The organism is Ruegeria sp. CDSA193, assembly GCF_059611885.1.
Genome location: NZ_JBXWPN010000008.1, coordinates 20996 through 41418, shown reverse-complemented (window position 1 = coordinate 41418; position 20423 = coordinate 20996). Strand labels below are relative to the sequence as shown.

Here is a 20423-nt window from a genome sequence, read left to right as displayed (position 1 = left end):
CCCACCATTCCGCTGCCCAAGGCCAGACCGATGAGCACTCAAAACACCACCCTCAGGGGCCTTGGCTATGCGTTTCTGGGCTTTGCTGTCTTTGCCAGCCACGATGCTCTGATCAAGGTGCTGGGCGGAACCTATTCGGTGATGCAAATCATCTTTTTCGCCACGCTGTTTTCCTTTGTGCCGATGGCCGTGACAATCCTGACAGACCGCTCTACCGGCAACTTCCTTCCGCACCATCCCTGGCTGGTCCTGCTGCGGTCGGGGTTGATGGTCACAGGCATGTCCTGCGCATTTTATTCCTTTTCGGTCCTGCCTTTGGCCGAGGTATATTCACTCCTGTTCTCTTTCCCGCTGATCGTCACGGTCCTGTCGATCCCCATATTGGGCGAGGTGGTCCGCGCCCAGCGTTGGGCCGCGGTTGGCGTGGGCCTGATCGGCGTGTTGATCGTTCTGCGTCCGGGTACCACGGACATCACGCTAGGCCATCTGGCGGCGCTGACGGCCGCGTTCTGCAGCGCCTTCGCGTCAGTTCTGGTCCGTAAGATCGGCAATGAGGAACGCTCGGCCGTTCTGATCCTTTATCCGATGCTGCTGGCCATAGTGGTCATGAGCATCGCGCAACCGGCCGTTTATCAACCTCCGTCCCTGTTGCATCTGGCCATGATGGCACTGGTCGGAGTGTTTTCTGTCATTGCCCAACACCTGATTATTCTGGCTTATCGTGCCGCGCCAGCGGGGGTCATCGCCCCCAGCCAATACAGCCAGATCATCTGGGCCACGATCTTTGGCATGGCGTTTTTCGGCGAAAAGCCAGACGGCTGGGTTGCCGTCGGCGCCAGCATCATCATCGCATCTGGTGTCTTCGTCGTCTGGCGCGAGAGCCGGTCGAACACCACCTCGGTCAATACCCCGGTTCTGCGGGTTCGCTCACCGCGTTCGGATACAGGGGCGACGCGACCAGGAGAATGACCCCTGCCTTTACGGCTCTTTGCATCTGATCCTGAGACCACCATTTTCGCCGCTCTTTTCAAACCGGTCTATGGCACGCACCAGATCGCTCAGCCTTTTGTGGCCATAAGAGCGGGAATCAAAATCCGGATACATCTTACCCAGCTGACTTCCGACAATCCCAAGGCTGGTCCAGCCGTCCGGCTCATTGGTATTCTGAACGACATTGCGAATAAGCTGATAGGCATGGTTCAGCTCTTGCTTTGGCTTTGGGCTTTCGGACTTTTTGGCCTGTGGGTTATGTGCCGCTGGCTTCTCAATATTATCAATATAGATGAACCGATTGCACGCTGCCACAAAGGCCTTGGGGGCTTTGCGTTCTCCTATTCCGAACACATCCAACCCCTGCTCGCGTATCCGACTGGCAAGGCGCGTGAAGTCGCTGTCTGACGAGACCAACACAAAGCCGCTGAACCGACCCGAATGTAGAATATCCATGGCATCAATGACCAAGGCAATGTCGCTGGAGTTCTTGCCGGATGTGTTGGCGAATTGCTGATGCGGAACGATGGCGTATTCGGCCAGAGATTTGGCCTCCCATCCCTGCGGTGATCCGTTCGAGAAATCCCCGTATATCCGCCTTAAACCAGCCTCACCGAGCGTGGCAATTTCTTCGAAAATCTCTGCTGCATGTTTTGCAGAGACATTGTCCGCATCGATCAGAACCGCCAGACGGTCTGTCTTTCCTGTCGTCACCTGAAATCCTCAACCTTAAATTTAATTCATAGTGAGGAATGTAAGACCCAAAAAGGGCGAGCAAAAGCCCGCCCTCGGAAACTATTTCGGTTTTCTCAGTAAACCACAACCGAGCGGATGCTTTCGCCCTTATGCATCAGGTCGAACCCATGGTTGATGTCGTCCAGGCCCATGGTGTGGGTGATCATCGGGTCGATCTCGATCTTACCTTCCATGTACCAATCGACGATCTTGGGCACATCCGTGCGGCCACGGGCGCCGCCAAAGGCCGTACCGCGCCAGGAACGACCAGTGACCAGCTGGAACGGGCGGGTCGAGATCTCGGCCCCTGCAGGTGCCACGCCGATGATGATCGATTCACCCCAGCCCTTATGGGCAGATTCCAGCGCCGTGCGCATCACGCCAACATTGCCGGTGGCGTCAAAGGTGTAATCCGCGCCGCCTTTGGTCAGGTTGACCAGATAGGGCACCAGATCGCCTTCAACCTCAGCCGGGTTGACGAAATCGGTCATACCGAACCGGGTGGCCATTTCCACCTTGGAGGGGTTCAGGTCGACGCCGACGATCTGGTCGGCGCCTGCCAATCGTAGACCTTGAATGACGTTCAAACCGATGCCACCCAGACCAAACACAATCGCACGGCTTCCGATTTCAACTTTGGCGGTGTTGATCACCGCGCCGATGCCGGTGGTCACACCACAACCGATATAGCAGATCTTGTCGAAGGGCGCGTCCGGGCGCACTTTGGCAAGCGCGATTTCCGGCAGGACCGTGTGGTTGGCAAAGGTCGAGCAGCCCATGTAATGCAGGATTGGATCACCATCCAGCGTCGAGAACCGAGAGGTGCCATCGGGCATCAACCCTTGGCCCTGCGTCGAACGGATCGCCTGACACAGGTTGGTTTTGGGATGCAGGCAGTATTCACATTCGCGACACTCGGGGGTGTAAAGCGGGATCACATGATCGCCCGGCTTCAGGCTGGTCACGCCCGCGCCGACCTCGACCACCACACCTGCGCCTTCATGGCCCAGAATGGCGGGGAACAGGCCTTCGGGGTCTGCACCCGACAGGGTGAATTCGTCGGTGTGGCAAATGCCGGTCGCCTTGATCTCGACCAGAACCTCGCCCGCCTTGGGGCCTTCGAGGTTCACATCCATCACTTCCAAAGGTTTGCCGGCCTGAACGGCAACGGCGGCACGGGTGCGCATGATGTACTTCTCCCAGTCAAATTTGGCCTGACCCTGCGTTAAATGCAGGGTTTTTTCAACTGCGCTTTGATGGCAGCAATGCTAAATATTTGATATTACAGAAACGACATTGCCAGAAAGAGGAGCGCCAATGCGCCGTTTGACCCCTGTTTTGATTTTGCTGGTCGCATGTACGGAGTCGCCCGCTCCTGAGGACGCGCCACCGCCACTTGAACCCGCCCCGGTGGATTTGGCTTTTTGCAAAGGAGAGCCATTTGCCGATGCGATTGGCAAGCCTGTATCGACCATTCAGTCGCAATTACCCGAACGGTCGCGCGTTTTAGGCCCCGATGACATCGCCACACAGGATTATCGCATCGACCGGCTGAACGTCTTTGTGGACGGCTCAGGGATCATACAGAGCCTGACCTGCGGTTAAGCCTGGCAGAAGCTCAAAACCCCAATGTTAGGGCCTATCTTCCGCGATATATCACCCAATCCGGCAAATAGCCCACAAGGCGGATCAGCCATGAAAACGGCGCTGGGAAGTCTGTGCGGAATCTGTGGCGGGACATTGCCCGAACCACATGCTGGGCCGCGCCCTGAGGCGTCATCAGCATCGGCATCTTGAAACTGTTCTTTTCGGTCAGGCGAGTCTTGATGAAGCCGGGATTTACGATCCGAACCGTGACGCCCGAACCAGCCAGATCATGCCGCATGGTTTCTGCCAGTGAAATCAAAGCCGCCTTGCTGGCACCATACCCGACTGCAGATGGCAGGCCATGATAGCCGGACAGCGACCCGATCAGCGTGATCTCCCCCTGCCCGGCCTTAACAAACCCAGGGAGTATTTCGCCCAGAACCCGCAAAGCGCCCTGAAAATTAACATCGGACATCCGAAGAGCGGCCTCGGTGTTCCACTCGGTGCTGCGCATCGGGTCATAAGCCCCGGCATTATAGATAAGGCCATCCACGTTTCCGGCAGCGGAAGCAGCACGTCGAACAGAGTCTAAATCGGCGACATCGCAACGAATGGCTTTTGAATTTGGCAGAATGCTGCAGATTTCATCCAGGCGTTTCGCGTTTCGCGCCGACAGGATCACCCGGGCGCCGCGATTGCTTAGAGCCTGCGCCAATGCACGACCCAGACCTTCGCTTGCGCCGACTATCCAATAAGTTTTCCCGTCAAAGCTGTTCATGCCGACCATTTCTGAATTGTGTTATTTCAATACGGTTACACGGCCAGTTTGGATCACCTTCGGTTGCTCGCGGTGAGGCCGCTAAATTGCAGCCGCACCTGAAAAACCCCTGTCTTGAATGATCCAATCCTGCTCCTACTGCGTATTCATTATCAAAACGTCACGTAACGAGGCTATCATGTTCGACGAAACCCAAAGGGGCAGGAAAAAAATCGCCATAGTTGGCGCAGGCATTTCAGGCCTTTCAGCGGCTTATTATCTTTCCGAAAACAATGACGTGACACTCTTTGAGGCTGAACCCAGGCTTGGCGGGCATGCCCGCACGGTCACGGCGGGAAAAAATGGCGATCAGCCCGTCGATACCGGTTTTATCGTCTTCAACTATGCCACCTACCCTTACCTGACACGGTTGTTCGATACGCTGAACGTGCCTGTCGAAAAATCCGAGATGAGCTTTGGTGCGACCATCGACAACGGGCGCATCGAATACGGGCTGAACAACCTGCGCACTCTTACGGCGCAGAAACGCAATCTTGCGCGGCCGGCCTATTACAAGATGATCGCCGACATCCTGCGTTTTGGCAGAGAGGCCCCGGACGCAGCCAAGGACGATGACACAACCATCGGAGAGCTGGTTGATCAGCTGCGGTTGGGGCACTGGTTTCGGCACAATTACCTGATGCCCATGTGCGGGGCGATCTGGTCGACCCCGGTTGAATTTGTGGATCAATTCCCGGCGCGGTCGCTGGTGCAGTTCTTTCGCAATCACGCTCTGCTGGCCAATGGCCGCGCCAATCAGCACCAATGGTACACGGTCAAGGGCGGCAGCATTGAATATGTCCGCCGGATTGACGCCACCCTGCGTGCCCGCGGGGCCGAAATACGTCTGGCCAGCCCCGTTCAGAGGGTTCAGCGCAATGAGATAGGCGTGACCGTTCACAGCCAAGGCCAGTCGGATCAGTATGATGAGATCATTCTGGCCACCCACTCGGATCAATCCCTTGCCATTCTGGGCCAGGATGCCACCCCAGCCGAAGCAGCCGCGCTTGGCGCGATCCAGTATCAGCCCAACACGGCCATCCTGCATTGCGATCCGTCGCAGATGCCCAAACGCCGGGCCTGCTGGTCCAGCTGGACCTATCGCTCGCAGGCCGGGAATGTCGGGGTGACCTATTGGATGAACAGGCTGCAGAATATTCCCGACAGTGACCCGCTGTTTGTGACGCTGAACGCCTCATCCGAGATCGCCGCCGACAAGATCTATGATAAGGTCGAATTCGCCCATCCGGTTTTTGACAAGGCCGCACTTTGGGCACAGGGGCAAATCCGCGAGATGCAAGGACAGAACCGCACCTGGTTTGCGGGCGCCTATAACCGGCACGGGTTTCACGAAGACGGGATTGCCAGCGCGATGCATGTCGTCGAGCGGATCACCGGCACCCCGCAAACCATCGGAGCAGACAATGGCACCCCCGAACAGATCGCGGCCATCCCTGTTGCGGCCGCTCTCTAAGCTGATGTGCCCGGCCATTCTGGCGCTGGCGATGATGCTGCCCTGCGGCTTGGCGGCGTCGCCTTTGGCTGACCGGCTGGGCGATCCACAGGTTCTTGGCAGCTCTACGTTCCGGTTCCTGGGTTTGCCGGTTTACGATGCCAGGCTTTATACGCCCGGCGGCGCACCGTTTAACTGGAATCAAGAGTTCGGACTGAAACTGACATACCGCAAATCCATCGCGCAGAAGGCTCTGATCAAGTCGACGCTTGACGAAATGGTGCGACAGGGCAACCCGACTCCAACCGCCGATCAGTTGCAGGCCTGTTTTCAGGCCGTCAGCAAAGGCGACAGCTATCTAGCAATCCCGGAGGGGCCGGACAAGATCGGGTTCTGGCGCAATGGCAGCAGAACCTGCACCTTGTCGAGCCCGGGCATCACGCGCGCATTCATGTCGATCTTTCTTGGCAGCAACACTAGATCGGCCAACTTTACCCGGCAGTTGAAGGGTCAGTGATGCTGTATCCCCGGGTCAGTCTCTATGCGTTGATGCTCGCCGCCGCAGGCATCCCACTTTACATTCACCTGCCGCGTTTTGCGGCGGTCAATCTGGGCATTGGCCTTGGGGTGATCGGCGCCGTCCTGTTGCTGATCCGTTTGGTTGACCTTGTGCAGGATCCCCTGATTGGCTGGGCGATTGACCGGTGGCCTGGTGGCCAGCTTTTGTTTGCTGCCCTCGCCGCACTTGGGCTGGCCGTTGGCTTCCCGCTGCTGTTCACTCTGTCTGAGGGTGCGTCCGTTGCCAGTTTGGTGGCCATCCTTATCCTGCTGTTTTCAGCCTACAGCCTGGGAACCATCCTGCTCTATGGCCGCAGCGCCACGTTGGCCAAAACGCCCACCCCGTCCGAGCTGATGACACTCGCCGCCTATCGCGAGGGCGGGCAGCTAACCGGCGTGATACTTGCCGCAAGTGCCCCCGCGCTGTTTGTCGCCTTTGGCGCGCAGGCGCAGGGCTATCCTGCGTTCGGGCTGTTTTTGGGCCTCATCGCCATTCTGACCTTTGTCCTGACGGCCCCGATCTGGCGACGCGCGCCGATAACCGGACAAGCCCTGACCTTTTCCGGGCTCGGCGATGCCGGTGCGTTGCGCCTGCTGGTTCTTGCGCTGATCAACAGCTTGCCGGTCGCCATCACCTCTACCCTGTTTCTGTTTTTTGTCGAAGACCGGCTGCAACTGCCAGGCATGGCAGGACCGCTGTTGATCTTGTTCTTCCTCAGCGCGGGGGCAAGCGTGCCCCTTTGGGCGCGGCTCAGCAATCGGATTGGCCCGAAACAGACCCTAATGATCGCCATGCCGCTGTCGATTGCGGCCTTTGTCAGCGCCGCGACGCTGTCAACCGGCAGCCTAGCCGGGTTCGCCCTGATCTGCATTGCATCGGGCGCCGCACTTGGGGCGGATATGGTGGTGCTGCCGGCCATGTTCTCGGTCGCTCTGACACGCGCAGGTCTGAACGCATCCGCCGCATTCGGCATCTGGTCATTCGCGGGCAAGCTGGGGCTGGCCCTGGCGGCCTTTTTCACCCTTCCATTGCTGGAACGCAGCGGATTCACTCCGGGACAGGCAAATTCAGCCGAGGCGCTGCGAACGCTCAACCTCGCCTATGCCATTTTGCCGTGCATCCTGAAACTCGGCGCGTTTGGAATGGTCCTGACGCTGCCAACTGAGGTCTCAGCCAAATGAAACTACTTGCTATAGCCCTGCTCATCATCTTCGCCCTGTCCATTGCAAAGGGGCGCTATCTTAGCTTTCGGGCCCAATCGCCTGAGGATTACAGCGGTACCGGCCCCGCCTTTGAAATGAAGGAAAACCTGAACGGGGAGATCCTGTCCGAAGGGCTGATCTATGGCCCCGACGGCAAGATGTCGAACAGCTTTGTCGCCCGTATGGTCGGGGAATGGGACGGCAACACAGGCACCCTGACCGAGAATTTCACCTATTCCAACGGCAAGAAGATGGCCCGCAAATGGTATCTGACTCTGGGCACAGGAAACACATTCATCGCGACAGCAGATGACATCGTGGGCGAAGGGCGCGGCACGGTCTCGGGCTCGACCGTAAAGCTGACCTACAAGATCATCCTGCCCGAGGACGCAGGGGGGCACACGCTGGACGTGACCGACTGGATGTACCTGACGGAAAGTGGCGTGATCATGAACCGATCCGAGATGCGAAAGTTCGGCATCAAAGTCGCCGAGCTGATAGCCACCATGCGCCCGGCGCCCTCCACCAAATCAACCTATCTGGACCGGGCGAATGGCCATGACACCGCCGCTGAAACACGGGTGCTGCAATGAAACCACGTCGTCTTGTCATCGCGGGCCTTGCTGTTCTGGGGCTGACCGTTCTGGCTGCCTGCTCTGCGAAACCCCGAACCCCCAAGACCTTTTTGTCCGATCGGCAGTTGAACCTGGAAGAGTTCTTTGAGGGTCAGACTGTGGCCTATGGTCAATTTCAGGATGTTCTGGGCAATGTGCCACGCCGGTTCACTGTTGATATCAATGGCACATGGGATGGCGAGACGCTGACCCTGATCGAGGATTTCGTCTATGACGACGGCGCAACCGAGCAGCGCGCCTGGACCCTGACCAAAACCGGCGAGGATACCTGGACCGGCACAGCCCCCGGCGTGCTGGGCACCGCCAGCGGGATCGAGCGTGGTGACACGTTCAACTGGACCTACAAGATCGACCTGCCCGTCAAGGATGGGACCATGCGGGTCGATTTCGATGACTGGATGTGGCTGCTGAGCGATGACCGGCTGCTAAACCGGGCCTATGTCTCGCGCTATGGCATCCGGCTGGGTGAGGTCATTTTGTTCTTTGAAAAGAAATAGTCAGACAGAAAAAGGGCGAACCCGAAGGCCCGCCCTTAGATCAATCTGGTTCAGATCAGCTTAGAAGTTGAACTGAGCACCAAAGTCGGCACGAATCTTGCCGTCGTCGTCGCCGTCTTTGATCTCGCCAACTGCACCACGCAGCGATACACCGCCGCCCAGGTCATAGATGGCGCCAACACCGATATTGCGGGTGTCGTCGTCAGCCGAACCGTCACCGTAAACCAGCTGCAGCGTGGTTGCCGCACCCAGATCATAGGCGACCGAGAAACCATAAGCGGTGCCATCTTCGGCGTCGTTGTTGACGTCATCGTCAGCCACGAACAGGGTGCCGTAGAAATCGCCCAGTTCTGCACCAAGGGTCAGAACAGTCAGGCTTTCCTTGTCAACGCCTGCGCCTTCATCAGTTTCACCATATGCCAGCGAGGCTGTGAAGTTGTTGAAGGTGTAAGATGCGCTTACGTCCCAGCGATCACGGTCGTCAGTGATGCCTGCGCCCAGGAATTTCGTGTCCTGGTCATAGGATGCCGAGAATGCCAGATCGCCAACGGTGTAGCGGAAGAACACAGCATTCGCGCCCGTGCCGGTTGAGCTGTATTCCAGGAAGGAATAGTTCACGCCCGAATACTGACCCAGGAATTCTTCCAGGCCCGGCTCGGTACCGAAGTAGTCATCCAGGTTGTCGAACGAACCCGAAACGTTACCGGCGTCAACACGCAGGCCGCCATAGATAACCGAGAAACGGGCGCCATTCAGGCCAGCTTCGTTCTGCTCGCCGGTGCTTGAATCGTCATCCGCCTGCAGACGAACACGGCCCTGGAATTCAACGCCGCCATCTGTTTCGGCACTGGCGTCGATGTTCAGACGAAAACGCGACACCAAAATGGTATCGTCGGTCGAGGCGTTGTTTGAATTGACCGCACCAGACGCGGTCGTTGTGGTGGTGGTTGCTGAACGGTCTTCTTCATAGCCCAGACCAAAGCGGCCATAGCCGCTGAATTTGACTTCCGCGGCAGCAACACTGGCGGTTGCAATCAGCGCGGTCGATGCGATGAGTACGTTTTTCATGGTTAATCCATAAGTTTTGAGAGGAGTAGTGCCACCGAAGCGGCGGCTAAATTCGTCGAATAATTTCAACATGGGCACAATAGCGAGACGGGATTTTCCACGCCCTCTGCCTGCAACGGTGTTGCCACTTTGCACCGGGCAAAAAGGCCGCAGGGCCCAGATATTCAAGCTTTTCGAGCACTTTGTTCGCCCATTGGAAACGTTACAAAAATTTGAACGCAAAAAAGCCAGACCACCTCTTTAAACCGGGAATTATTGACAGGTCGCATGATTCAGGGATTCTCGGTCCCTAGCCCTGTTGTGACTGCAGCCCAATTTCAGGTGAGTCGCAATCTGAGATTCCGCGTTCCGGGTATTGTCTCGTCCAAGACCACGCCCATTCAGACGGCATAATGCCCAGCCGCGCCTCGGGTCGGATGCGATCCTGCTACGGCACCATATGCTAGTTGCTGCTATAGAAAAATGACAGGCTGCGGCTGACACCGCCAGGGGGCAACGGGAATGGCGACGCCGCGCGAACCTGCGCCTTGGCAGCACGGTCGACTTCGGGGGATCCAGAGCTGTCGACCACATCGACAAAGGCCAAGGTTCCATCCGGGTTGATCTGAAAAAAGACCTGAGCGAAACCGCGCGCCGAAACATAGACCAAAGGCGCCCGGTTCAGATGCATGAGCACACGGCCAGCATAATTGGTTTTGGTGGAATTGCCTGGCCCCCTTCCCCCTGAACCGGCACTGGTGTTGCCGCGTGTGAACGGGTCAATTCCCGCGCGTTTGTACTGCGACAGCGGGGATTCGACCTCTTTCTCAGGGAACCGCAGATCACTGAAATCGTTGGAGCCCGGCAAGACGCCCTGCGGTTTGGAACTAGGCCGTTGATCCGGTAGCTTCGGACGCACCGAAGAGGTCAGTGCCGTCTCTGTCTCTTCCTCCGCCTCAGGTTCGGGTTCGGGCTCGACAAGTGGGATGTCGACGTCGGGAATGTCAGCTATCAGCGGTATGTCGGGAACCGGCGATGGCTCGGGCGTGGGAACTTCAGCCGGGGCCGGGTCAACCGCTGCCTGTTCTTCGGCTTGAACCGGGCTGGCCTCGGGCACTCCTTCGGGTGTTTCGGCCTGCTCACTGGGTTCGGCCTGAGGCGTGGAATCTTCGTCCTGGCTGGCGGCTTCATTTGCGTCCGAAGGTGTCTCAGACGTGGTTTCCGACGGCTCAACCGTTTCCGTCACCACCGGGCGCACGATTTCGGACTTGCCCAGATCGGGTGAAGGGACCTGCTGAGGGTTATCAGAGGCGACCAATGCTTCGCTGACCGGCACTTCTTCGGGTTCGGGTGCCGGTTCGGGCTCCAGCGGCTCTTCCGGTTCCGGTTCGGATTCGGGGGCGGGCTCGGGCTCAACCGGGTCCGCAACGACATCGGCAATCTCTTCGAACTCATTGCCCAGCGCGATGGCATCGGCCGGGCCTGCGGGTTCTGCGGTTTCCGTCAGATGGGGCGCTGTCACGCTCAACCCGCCTAAGTGAATCAACAGCGACACCAGCACCGCAATAGTCGCAATGACAACCGAGCGTCTGATCATTCCAGCGCCTTTTCGGTCACGACAAAGACCGACGTCGCCCCCAACCGCCGCAGAGTACCTGTCACCTCGATCAGCCGGTGGCCGGGTGCATCCCGGTCGGGCACGATCCGCACCGGCGCGGGGTCACGGCCGGTCATATAGGCTTCGGGTGTCATCGGCTGGCCCCGAAAGCTGAGCAATCCGTTCTTGTGCAGAACCAATGCGTCGGGGGGCTCACTGCCCTCCAGTTCCGACGTATCCACAAGTTGCAGATCCGGATCCAGCGGCGGCGCGATGGTTCCGGTGATCAAAAAGAAGATCAGCATCAGAAACACGACATTGATCAAAGCAATGGTCGAATCGCGTTTGCGGCGGGGTCGAATATTGCGGATCATCGCCTCACTCCAGCACCAGAACGCTCAACCCGTCACGGCCACGCAGCCGCACCAGCAGATTGACCAGCCTTTGTGAGGTTGTATCGGGGTCAAGGCTGACCAGGACCTGCCCTGTGTTCACCTGCTCGACCACCTCGTCCAATGTGACCGGAACGCCGTTCAGGATCAGGCGCTCTGATCCCAGCTGCAGAAACACCCGCTGACCCGTAACTTCGTCGACAGAGGCGCCATCGGTGGCGCTGCTTAATTCGATCTCGGCATATTTCGAGAATGTCGAGGTTAGCATGAAAAAGAGCAACAAGAGAAATATGATGTCGATGAGCGGCGTCATCGACATTGGCCGTCGCACAAATGGTGCAGAATTACGCATGATCTGCTGTCGTTGGGACAGCGGCCACCTGGGCAGAGTCTGACGATCCCCGCCCCGGAACAAGAACGGTCCTCAAGGCCTTGTCGGCAAAAACCCGTTCGCGCGCAGTGCGACTTTCGAACCAGGACAGAACCATCGAGGTCGGCATCGCCACGGCCAGACCAACCGCTGTGGTGACCAGCGCTACCCAGATACCGCCCGCAAGCAGCGAGGGATCAACGGATGATCCGGCAGTCTGCAGGCTCTGGAACGCTTCGATCATGCCAAGTACGGTGCCGAACAGGCCCAGCAGCGGTGCCAGCTGTGCCACGGTGTCCAACAGACGAAAGCCGCGCTCAAGGCCCGCCAGGGCCAACCCGGCCTCGGCATCCAGCCTTTGGTCCAGCCCCGGCACGATGGGCGCATCCATGGCAGAGTTGACCAGCGGCGCAAGATAGCTGCGGCTTTCCGCCAGCTTGGCCCTTGCGGCCTGCGTGTCACCGGCATCCCAGGCCGCAAGCGCCTGGGACAGGATCTTGTGCCGACCGACACCGGAAACCGTGAATTGCCAAAGCTTGTACAGCGTGACGGCCAGCGTCACGATCGACATGGCGATCAGGACCGCAACCACCGGCCCGCCAAGGGCAACAATTTCACGCAAAGCATCAAGCGGGCTCATCTGAGAAACTCCACATCTGTTCGGTTGTTTAGCGTAAGGGCTTCGTCGCAAAGATCGCTTTCGGCGCCTTCGACCGTACATGTATTGGATCCGTTGATCAGAATCCGGCCAACATCGCCGCAGATCATGTCCGCGATGCTGAACTGCCGCACCCGCAGACGTCCCGCAGGAATATCGCGGAAATTATACAGCGACAGGCTGACAACATTGCCCTCCGCGTTAAAGATAACGGTTTCAAAATTGGCGGCCTCAATCTCGACACCGGTCTGATTTTGCAACAGAAATGACAGTCGGCAGTTGCCTTCGACCTGTTGCAGATTGTTCAGTTCCATCAACAGCCCAGCGCTTGGGTCCTCGGCGGATTGCGCAGGGGACATGGTTGGAATGCCAAGACAAAGGATCGCGAGTTTCGCCAGGCGGAAAGACGTCACAGGTATTCTCCCGGTAATTCAATGAAGACATCGAAGGCCGGCGTTTCGGTGCTGGCGCGTTATTCTTTTATCCAAGAGCTATGGCCCGCGAAAGGGCTCGCGACGCATTTGTGACCAACCGGCATATTTACGGCCATCCGGTCAGGCCACTGGTTTCCGGCCGGATTAACCTGAACCCCTGAGGCCTTGTACCTGGTGCCAATTAACCTCGGACCGACCGAAATTGCGTCTGAGTGGTGTGACCACACCGGGCTGGTTCCGATTTGACAACAAAACCATTCATTTGGGAGGCTTGACCGCAATATCATAGCAATTCGGCCTGACATCTGCCACACTTGTTACCAAATTGGTCTGATACCACGTCAATCTTTTGGATTCGGCGCGATATTGACGCGAAAGAGGCATGCAACGATGTGCCGAAGAAGTACCAGGGGGCAAGCGCTGATCAATGACGACTGTCATCGGGAAATCCACACGCCTTTCAACTATTCTGCAAAACGCCGATCTACATGACTTCAGCGCGCGGTTTCTCGAAGAAGGGATAGACGACGTAATATTGGACGAATTGACAGATCCGGAACTTCGAGATCTGGGTTTGACGGTCGGTCAAAGGAAACGTTTTCGGCAAACACAGGCAGAACTCAAGCTTCAGGAAGCGTCCGACAAACCCGCAATGTCCCGTGTGGCCGAACGGCGACAGCTGACGCTTGTATTCTGCGATCTGGTCGGGTCCACACAATTAGCACAGCGGCATGATCCGGAAGAGTTGATGCAGATCATGAATCTGTATCTGGACACCGCCATCGGCACGATGAAACAACACGGATGCCACCTGGCTTATAAGCAGGGCGATGGCATCATGATGTATTTCGGATATCCGAAAGCCACTGAAGATGATACCGAGCGCGCGGTGCGTGCGGTTTTGGAAACCATCGAAGCGGTTCAGAATCTGGAAAACAAGTTCGGTGAAAACCTGGACCTGCGCGCGGGAATCGCAACCGGAGTTGTCGTTGTCGGGGTTGTTTCCTCTGCCAGCCTGGGAACACAGGATTTCATTGTTGGCGAAACGGCCAACCTTGCCTCACGCCTTCAGGGATTGGCCAATCCCGGTGAAGTTGTCGTCTCGTCCGAGACATGGCGCCTGACAAAAGGGGCCTTTAACTTTGAACCGCGCGGCAATCACGAATTGAAGGGATTTGATGGTGAGCGCTCGGTCTTCCGCGTTATTGACGAAAAGATCGCCGCCAGCCGGTTCGACGCGCGCACCGGCAAGTCCACGGTCAAATTGGTTGCCCGCGAAGACGACCTGACCGGCCTGACAGGGCTTTGGGATCATGTGCTGCGCGGATCGGGTCAGGTTGCGCTGGTTGGTGGCCCGGCCGGTATCGGGAAATCGCGCCTGATCAATTCCCTCAGCAAAACGCTGGGACAAAGGCCTATGACCCTGCAATGTGTCCCGCATCTTGCCAGTTTGCCCCTGCACCCGCTGCGTGCCGAGCTTCGGCGGTTTGCAGGGGATGAGACTGATACCGACAAGGTAACCGAGTCGATCAGGGAATACGCGAAAAACGCCTCTCGTTTGACCGAAGAAGATGCTGCGCTGCTATTGGATTTGGCCGGGTTTGAAACTGACGCTCCGGTCGAACCCGATCCGATCAAGAAAGCCCGCAAATCTTTGGATTTGCTGATCCGCTGTGCCGGGAGCATCTGCGATGAACGCGGGTCATTGCTGTTGGTATTCGAAGATGTGCACTGGGCGGACGCAACCACGCTGGATGCCTTGGACGCGCTGATCGACGCCTTGGATCAGTTGCCCATCCTTGTGGTTCTGACGCACCGCCCTGAATACGAGCCTCCGGAACATTTTGAAGGCCGCGCGTCAATCGTCGAATTGACACCTCTTTCGGTTCTCGAAGCGTCTGAACTGGTGCGCCGTGTTGCCGTACCGCGCAGCCTGCCGGTCACTTTGGTCAGACAGATTGTCGAAAAAGCCGATGGTGTGCCGCTTTATATCGAGGAAATGACCAAGGCGGTTCTGGATCAGCTGCCGCAGGACGTACCCATCGACGCCGGGGTAATGGGAACCCTCAGTATCCCCGCAACTCTTCATGACTCGCTGATGTCGCGGCTGGACCGGATGGAAAATGCGCGACCTGTAGCGCAGTTGGGATCCGTGATTGGCCGCAGCTTCACGTCGGCGATGATCCATGCGGTAGCGCCCAAGGACACGGATGTGGAATCGGCATTGATCCAACTGATTGGTGCAGGTCTGGTATCCATCACCAGCGAAGCCGGGGCGCCGACTTACACGTTCCACCATGCGCTGGTGCAGGACACAGCGTACCAGTCGCTTTTACTTGAAGACCGGGAACAGATTCACCTGAAAATCGCCAAAGAATTGCTGGCCGGTCACAAGGCTTTTGGTAACCCGACACCGGATACCGTGGCGCATCACTGCGATCTAGGCGGTCTGAAGGGCGAGGCTGTTACCCACTGGGTTCTGGCTGGTGAACAGGCCCTCAGCCGCCTTGCGAACCTACCGGCGATTGCCGCTTTTCAGGCCGCATTGCGCAATATCGAAACGATGCCCGGCGGTCCCGAACGAGATGGGGTAGAGCTTGGCGTTCAGATGAATGTGTTGCCTGCGTTCATGGCGATACACGGTTGGTCATCCACACAGGTTGGGCAGACCGCAGCCCGTGCGATGCATCTTGCACAGGCGCTGGGTGCGGGCGAAACCCTGTTTGCCGCAACCTTCTGCCGATGGACGCATTTCTTTGTGTCGGGCCAGATGAACCGCGCACTTGAGATGGCGCAGGCCCTTGACGGCATGGCCAGCCTTGCACCGGATCCGGTTACAAACGTCCTTGCTGCTCGGGCACTCAGCTATACTCATTATTTCCGCGGCGAGTTTGCCGATTGCGAAAGACAGCTTGAACGGGGCCTTACCCTGATCACGCCCGAGCTTGACATGGCCATGATGCCGATGACCCAGTCCTCGACCAGCGCGTCGTTCTTTGCCATTCAGGGCTGTCTTTTGTGGCAGCTTGGCAAATTCGACGAGGCCGAAGAGGCCCGCCTGAAGTCGATCGAAATCAGCAAGCCGTTCGAACACGCCCCCAACCTTGTCTACATTATGGGCGCGTCGTCGATGTTCCTTCCGTATGCGGGCGAATGGGACTTGCTTGACGATACGATGAACGAAGCGCGTCGGATCGCGGACGAGGAAGGGTTCCTGTATCTTCACGCAATGCAGGATATCTATCTGGGTCTAGCTCAGGCGGGCAAAGGTGACGTGATCGGGGGGGCTGCTCGTGTCGGGACCTATATGGACCTTGTGTCCCAGGCTGGCGGCAACTTTACCTTCCCGCAAAACCAGATTGTCCTGTCCGAGCTGTTGATAGATCAGGGTCATATCGAGGATGCCCTGAACCGGCTTGAACATGTTTGCACGCCCGGGTGGGAGCGTGGAGAGATGTTGAACAAGCCGGAATATCACCGTGTGCGCGCTAAAGCATTGGCCGCCCGTGGCGACCTTGACCAAGCTGTCACCGAGGCAAATCAAGCCCTGCAGCTTGCACGTGACATCGGGGCAGTTGTTCAAGAGAAACGCGCTCTGGATTGCCTGAACAAATTTGCTAAAACGTTATGAAATTAGATAGCTGCCAGATTTAACCGCGCAGTGCCATCCAGAAGGGGGAGACGATGACCGAAGCACTTGAATTGGACCAGCAGCAGTGGGACGCTGTGAACAAGGCCGTCCACGATGAAGCGTTGCGCGCGCGTATTGCTGCCAGTTTTCTGCCGCTCTATGGCCCGCTACCGGCTGATACCCAATCGGTTCCTCTGAACAAGCTTGAACTGGTTCCTGAAGCGACCGGCCCAAAGATGCGCTTTGGCGTGAATGATTTTGATACGACGCGGCTGTCGACAGTGTCCGTGAACGTCCATGTCAAAGGCGCACAGCTTGCAGATCCCGAACTGGCCGCCGCGCTGATCATGTTCCGCCGGGCGGCTGCCATTGTCGCACGGGTCGAGGATGAGATCATTTTTAACGGTCAGGCCGGCACCGGTGAAGGCCCCCAACCCGCGCCCGGCGCACCCGTCACGCTGCCCCCAGTTTATACCGTAAGCGGTGGTGGAAAATACGAAGGCCTGCTGGAAGCGGGGGAGGCACAACCCATTTCCAGCGGTTCCAAGAAAAAGCCTACCGGCCCCGAGGTATTCGAGGCCGTGGTTGCGGGTATCAGTCAACTGGAATCCCTGGGTCATCTTGGACCCTATGCCTGTGTGATGGGTAACGGCCTGTTCCAGGCGGTCACGACACCGATGGAAAACTCGATGGTCCTGCCCCGCGACAGCATTCTGCCATTTCTGGACGGGCCGCTGCTGCGGTCTGGCGCATTTCCGGTGAACAAGGCCGTGCTGGTGTCTTTGCAGGGCGCACCGGTTGAGATTGTTGTGCCTTCTGACATTGCTGTCAAATATCTGCAGACCTCGGCAGATGGCGATCATATCTTCCGCGTTCAGCAGAAATTCCGCCTTAGGATCAAAGAAGCTCAGGCTATCTCGACCATCACGTGCTGACCGGCGCGATGGGTATGCGGGAATTCAGCGACGGCGGGGTCACCCTGCGCTGGTCCGAGGCCGCCTTTCAAGCAGCCACCGGGGTACAGCGGGTTCTGGTTGAGGCCGGGCCTGCGATATCTCCGCATGACACGCTGCGCCTGTTCTATCGCGAAGGCGGCGGACCTGAACGGGCTGTCCGTGGGTGGCCACTGGGTCAGGATCCACAAACGGGGTTGCAACAATTTGCAGCGGCCCTGCCCGTTCCCGCTGTGGGAAAACAGATGACCTGGCGGCCGGTTCTGACCTCGGGCGGGCGCGATTATGACCCCGGAAACGCGGTCGCGCCGAAACCAGAAGATCGCGCGCCAAAACACGAGACATCCAGTCCGGTGCTGGATCATATCGCCCATTTTGAGGTGCCGTTTTCGGGCAACTTCAACCCATCGGGTGAAACTCCCGATGGCATATGGCTGCATTTTGCGATCAAAGAAGGCGGTACCGTGACCGGCCCGAACCTGAACGGAACGATCGAGCCCGTGGGCGGAGACTGGATGCGCGTGCGCCCTGATGGCGTGGGTATTCTGCATGCCAAGGCGCTGATCAATCCGACAACCGGCGGTGCCCCGGTCATGTTCGACGATACCGGGATCTGCGATTTCGGTACGGATGGCTATGCCGCCCTTGCCAAGGGCAAGCTACCACCCAGTGCCCCGGTTCGGCTGGCACCCCGGTATCTGACCTCGAATCCGCGTTATATGTGGATCAACCGTCTGCAGGGTTTCGGAATCGGAGAGGCCAGCCTGTCCGACATCACCCTGCGATTTGACGTCTATTCCGCGAAAGGAACATCCGATGGCTGAAAAGGTGGTCATATTAGGCGGAGGCGTCGGCGGGATGAGCGCCGCGCATGAGCTGATCGAACGGGGTTTCGAAGTCGAAGTGTATGAGCGTCAGCTTATCGCCGGCGGCAAGGCACGCAGCATTCCCGTGCTTGAAGGTGAAGACGATCACGGTTCGAAAGAGGAACATATCAGAGCGCTGAAAGACTGGATCGGGATGCACGGCTATGACCTGCCACCCGGTGTCAAACGCCCCTGGTTGCCCGGTGAACATGGGTTCCGGTTCTTCCCTAACTTCTACCGGCACATCACCAATACGATGTCGCGCACGCCCTATTATGACAAGGGCACCTGCTACGACAATCTGGTTCCGACAACCCAGGTATTGGTCAGCCAGTTCGACCACCCCGGTATCATCGTACCCGAGCGGTTTCCACAATCGCTAAAAGAGGTCGCCAATGCGCTCAAGACCTTTGCCTATACAATCTCGCCGCGCAACGAAATCGACTTTGAGGATATCGAACATTTCCTTGGTTGCATGTGGCGCATTGCGACCTCGTGCAAAGAGCGCCGGTTCGATGAGTATGAACGTATCGGCTGGTGGGAATTCATCGGCGCCGCGGAGCGGTCCGAAGCCTATCAGAAGTTTCTGGCAATCGGCCTGACCCGGTCACTGGTGGCGGCCAAAGCGACAACCGCAAGCACCAAGACCGTTGGCGATGTCGCCATTCAACTGCAGCTTGGGATCGCAACACCCGAGGCGACCAGCAACAGGCTGCTGAACGGGCCGACCAATCTGGTCTGGATTCAGCCTTGGCTGGAATATCTGAAAAGCCGGGGTGTGGTGTACCATTTCGATTCCAAGGTGACCGGGATTGAATGCCGAAACGGCCGAATTGCCAGCGCCACGGTTGAACAGGACGGCACGCAAAAGCAGGTCACCGGTGATTGGTTCATCAGCGCCTTGCCCATTGAACGCATTGCACCTTTGGTGACGCCGGCCATGACAAAGGTAGATCCGGGTCTGGCCAAGCTGCCTTTGCTTGCCGAAGACGTGCAGTGGATGAATGGCATCCAGTTTTACCTGACCAAGGATGTTGAACTGGCCCATGGCCATGTGATCTTTATCGACAGCCCTTGGGCGCTGACGGCTGTTTCGCAAAAACAATTCTGGTCCCAGATAGATTTTGAAAACTGGGCCGATGGTAAGACCAAGGGATTGCTCTCGGTCGATATTTCCGAATGGGACAAGCCGGGCACAAACGGAAAAACCGCGCGCGACAGCTCTCGTGAAGAAATCGCCAAAGAAGTCTGGGAACAGCTCAAACGCAGCCTGAACGTTGATGGCAACATCGTCCTCAGGGATGAAGAACTGCACTATTGGTTCCTGGATCCCGACATCGTCGAGGACCCCGATCATCCTGCCCGAGAAAGCAATGTCGAACCGTTGTTGGTAAACCGCATTAACAGCTGGCGGCTGCGGCCCGAAGCGGCGACGCTGATACCGAACTTTATGCTTGCGTCCGACTACGTCCGGACCAACACCGACCTGGCCACCATGGAAGGCGCAAATGAGGCTGCCCGAAGAGCCGTCAATGCCATCCTGCGGCGCAGTGGTTCTGAGGCGCAGCCCTGTGAAATCTGGGATCTGCATGAGCCCGACATCCTGCAACCCCTGCGGGCCTATGACTATGCCCGATATCAGGCGGGTGAGCCCTGGGATGAACGCTTTGCCATCGCTGTCGAGGCCGCTTTGCGCATGGGACAAGACGCCACCGGCACCAAACGTGGTGGGCAAGGACCGCTGGCCGCGATTGGTCCGCTGACGGCCGAATACTCCAAGCCCGGCGGAATTGTCGAAGACCCTGCGATCTCGGACGCGTTGCGCATGGTCGCGGCACCTCCAGAGCTCTATAATCTGATGGCCGCGCATCTGCCGGGCCGGGACACACCGATCCCCGGCGCGGACTTTGCTGAAGATCTGGCGATCGGCATTGTCGAGGCGACCACACCGCCAACCGACACGTCCGGTCGCAAAGTCATCATCACACAGAAGGGCTGAC

Annotated in this window: 20 protein-coding genes; 11 read left to right on the top strand and 9 right to left on the bottom strand. The window is 57.9% G+C overall.

Features of this window, described 5'->3' with window-relative positions:
* The first annotated feature begins 30 nt into the window (after nt 1–30).
* Complete coding sequence (locus AC2FLG_RS15570) at nt 31–969, top strand: DMT family transporter (RefSeq protein ID WP_496706935.1); 939 nt, start codon at nt 31–33, stop codon at nt 967–969.
* 9 nt (nt 970–978) lie between these two features.
* Here AC2FLG_RS15570 and AC2FLG_RS15565 read toward each other — a convergent pair whose 3' ends face one another.
* On the bottom strand, nt 979–1704 hold the full coding sequence (locus AC2FLG_RS15565) for an NYN domain-containing protein (protein WP_496692811.1): 726 nt from the start codon (nt 1702–1704) through the stop codon (nt 979–981).
* Nucleotides 1705–1799: 95 nt separating this feature from the next.
* Nucleotides 1800–2912, bottom strand: coding sequence for an S-(hydroxymethyl)glutathione dehydrogenase/class III alcohol dehydrogenase (locus tag AC2FLG_RS15560; protein WP_496706933.1), 1113 nt, complete (start codon nt 2910–2912; stop codon nt 1800–1802).
* A 130-nt stretch (nt 2913–3042) separates the two neighbouring features.
* Between AC2FLG_RS15560 and AC2FLG_RS15555 the strand changes: the two genes are divergently transcribed.
* Nucleotides 3043–3330: an I78 family peptidase inhibitor gene (locus tag AC2FLG_RS15555; protein WP_281973339.1), complete on the top strand. Its 288-nt coding sequence runs from the start codon at nt 3043–3045 to the stop codon at nt 3328–3330.
* Nucleotides 3331–3364: 34 nt separating this feature from the next.
* Here the strand turns inward: AC2FLG_RS15555 and AC2FLG_RS15550 are convergent, their stop codons facing one another.
* On the bottom strand, nt 3365–4090 hold the full coding sequence (locus AC2FLG_RS15550; RefSeq protein WP_496706931.1) for an SDR family NAD(P)-dependent oxidoreductase: 726 nt from the start codon (nt 4088–4090) through the stop codon (nt 3365–3367).
* Nucleotides 4091–4268: 178 nt separating this feature from the next.
* On the opposite strand from AC2FLG_RS15550, the gene AC2FLG_RS15545 reads away from it, so the two are divergent.
* Genes AC2FLG_RS15545 through AC2FLG_RS15525 form a run of 5 tightly spaced genes read left to right on the top strand, consistent with a single transcriptional unit; the run spans nt 4269 to nt 8475 of the window.
* Nucleotides 4269–5603, top strand: coding sequence for an NAD(P)/FAD-dependent oxidoreductase (locus AC2FLG_RS15545; protein ID WP_496706929.1), 1335 nt, complete (start codon nt 4269–4271; stop codon nt 5601–5603).
* Nucleotides 5554–6099 (top strand): hypothetical protein, encoded by a 546-nt coding sequence (locus AC2FLG_RS15540; protein WP_496706927.1) that lies wholly within the window; start codon nt 5554–5556, stop codon nt 6097–6099. Before AC2FLG_RS15545 ends, AC2FLG_RS15540 begins: the two co-directional genes overlap by 50 nt.
* Nucleotides 6099–7322, top strand: a complete 1224-nt coding sequence (locus AC2FLG_RS15535) for an MFS transporter (protein ID WP_496692816.1) — start codon at nt 6099–6101, stop codon at nt 7320–7322. The genes AC2FLG_RS15540 and AC2FLG_RS15535 overlap by 1 nt, the downstream gene beginning before the upstream one ends.
* Nucleotides 7319–7936: a DUF3833 domain-containing protein gene (locus tag AC2FLG_RS15530; protein WP_496706926.1), complete on the top strand. Its 618-nt coding sequence runs from the start codon at nt 7319–7321 to the stop codon at nt 7934–7936. Before AC2FLG_RS15535 ends, AC2FLG_RS15530 begins: the two co-directional genes overlap by 4 nt.
* On the top strand, nt 7933–8475 hold the full coding sequence (locus AC2FLG_RS15525; RefSeq protein ID WP_496706924.1) for a DUF3833 domain-containing protein: 543 nt from the start codon (nt 7933–7935) through the stop codon (nt 8473–8475). Before AC2FLG_RS15530 ends, AC2FLG_RS15525 begins: the two co-directional genes overlap by 4 nt.
* A 60-nt stretch (nt 8476–8535) precedes the next feature.
* Here the strand turns inward: AC2FLG_RS15525 and AC2FLG_RS15520 are convergent, their stop codons facing one another.
* From AC2FLG_RS15520 to AC2FLG_RS15495, 6 genes are all read right to left on the bottom strand, one after another.
* A complete protein-coding gene (locus AC2FLG_RS15520; RefSeq protein ID WP_496678480.1) occupies nt 8536–9543 on the bottom strand; it encodes a porin in 1008 nt (335 codons plus the stop codon).
* A 442-nt stretch (nt 9544–9985) separates the two neighbouring features.
* Entirely contained in the window at nt 9986–11119 is a 1134-nt protein-coding gene (locus AC2FLG_RS15515) for an energy transducer TonB family protein (protein ID WP_496706922.1), read from the bottom strand.
* Nucleotides 11116–11493: an ExbD/TolR family protein gene (locus tag AC2FLG_RS15510; protein WP_271951792.1), complete on the bottom strand. Its 378-nt coding sequence runs from the start codon at nt 11491–11493 to the stop codon at nt 11116–11118. Before AC2FLG_RS15510 ends, AC2FLG_RS15515 begins: the two co-directional genes overlap by 4 nt.
* Before the next feature lie 4 nt (nt 11494–11497).
* Nucleotides 11498–11863, bottom strand: a complete 366-nt coding sequence (locus AC2FLG_RS15505; protein ID WP_496692820.1) for a biopolymer transporter ExbD — start codon at nt 11861–11863, stop codon at nt 11498–11500.
* Nucleotides 11856–12521, bottom strand: a complete 666-nt coding sequence (locus tag AC2FLG_RS15500; RefSeq protein WP_496692821.1) for a MotA/TolQ/ExbB proton channel family protein — start codon at nt 12519–12521, stop codon at nt 11856–11858. The genes AC2FLG_RS15505 and AC2FLG_RS15500 overlap by 8 nt, the downstream gene beginning before the upstream one ends.
* Entirely contained in the window at nt 12518–12952 is a 435-nt protein-coding gene (locus AC2FLG_RS15495) for a hypothetical protein (protein ID WP_496706920.1), read from the bottom strand. The genes AC2FLG_RS15500 and AC2FLG_RS15495 overlap by 4 nt, the downstream gene beginning before the upstream one ends.
* A gap of 448 nt (nt 12953–13400) precedes the next feature.
* On the opposite strand from AC2FLG_RS15495, the gene AC2FLG_RS15490 reads away from it, so the two are divergent.
* From AC2FLG_RS15490 to AC2FLG_RS15475, 4 genes are read left to right on the top strand one after another with little or no spacing between them, the layout of a single operon-like run.
* Entirely contained in the window at nt 13401–16604 is a 3204-nt protein-coding gene (locus AC2FLG_RS15490) for an adenylate/guanylate cyclase domain-containing protein (protein ID WP_496706918.1), read from the top strand.
* Nucleotides 16605–16657: 53 nt separating this feature from the next.
* Nucleotides 16658–17539, top strand: coding sequence for an encapsulin (locus AC2FLG_RS15485; protein ID WP_271951782.1), 882 nt, complete (start codon nt 16658–16660; stop codon nt 17537–17539).
* 14 nt (nt 17540–17553) lie between these two features.
* A complete protein-coding gene (locus AC2FLG_RS15480) occupies nt 17554–18381 on the top strand; it encodes a DUF3237 domain-containing protein (protein ID WP_496692824.1) in 828 nt (275 codons plus the stop codon).
* The gene (locus tag AC2FLG_RS15475; RefSeq protein ID WP_496706916.1) at nt 18374–20422 is read left to right on the top strand and encodes a hydroxysqualene dehydroxylase; all 2049 of its coding nucleotides are present in this window, start codon (nt 18374–18376) and stop codon (nt 20420–20422) included. Before AC2FLG_RS15480 ends, AC2FLG_RS15475 begins: the two co-directional genes overlap by 8 nt.
* Nucleotide 20423: the final 1 nt, after the last annotated feature.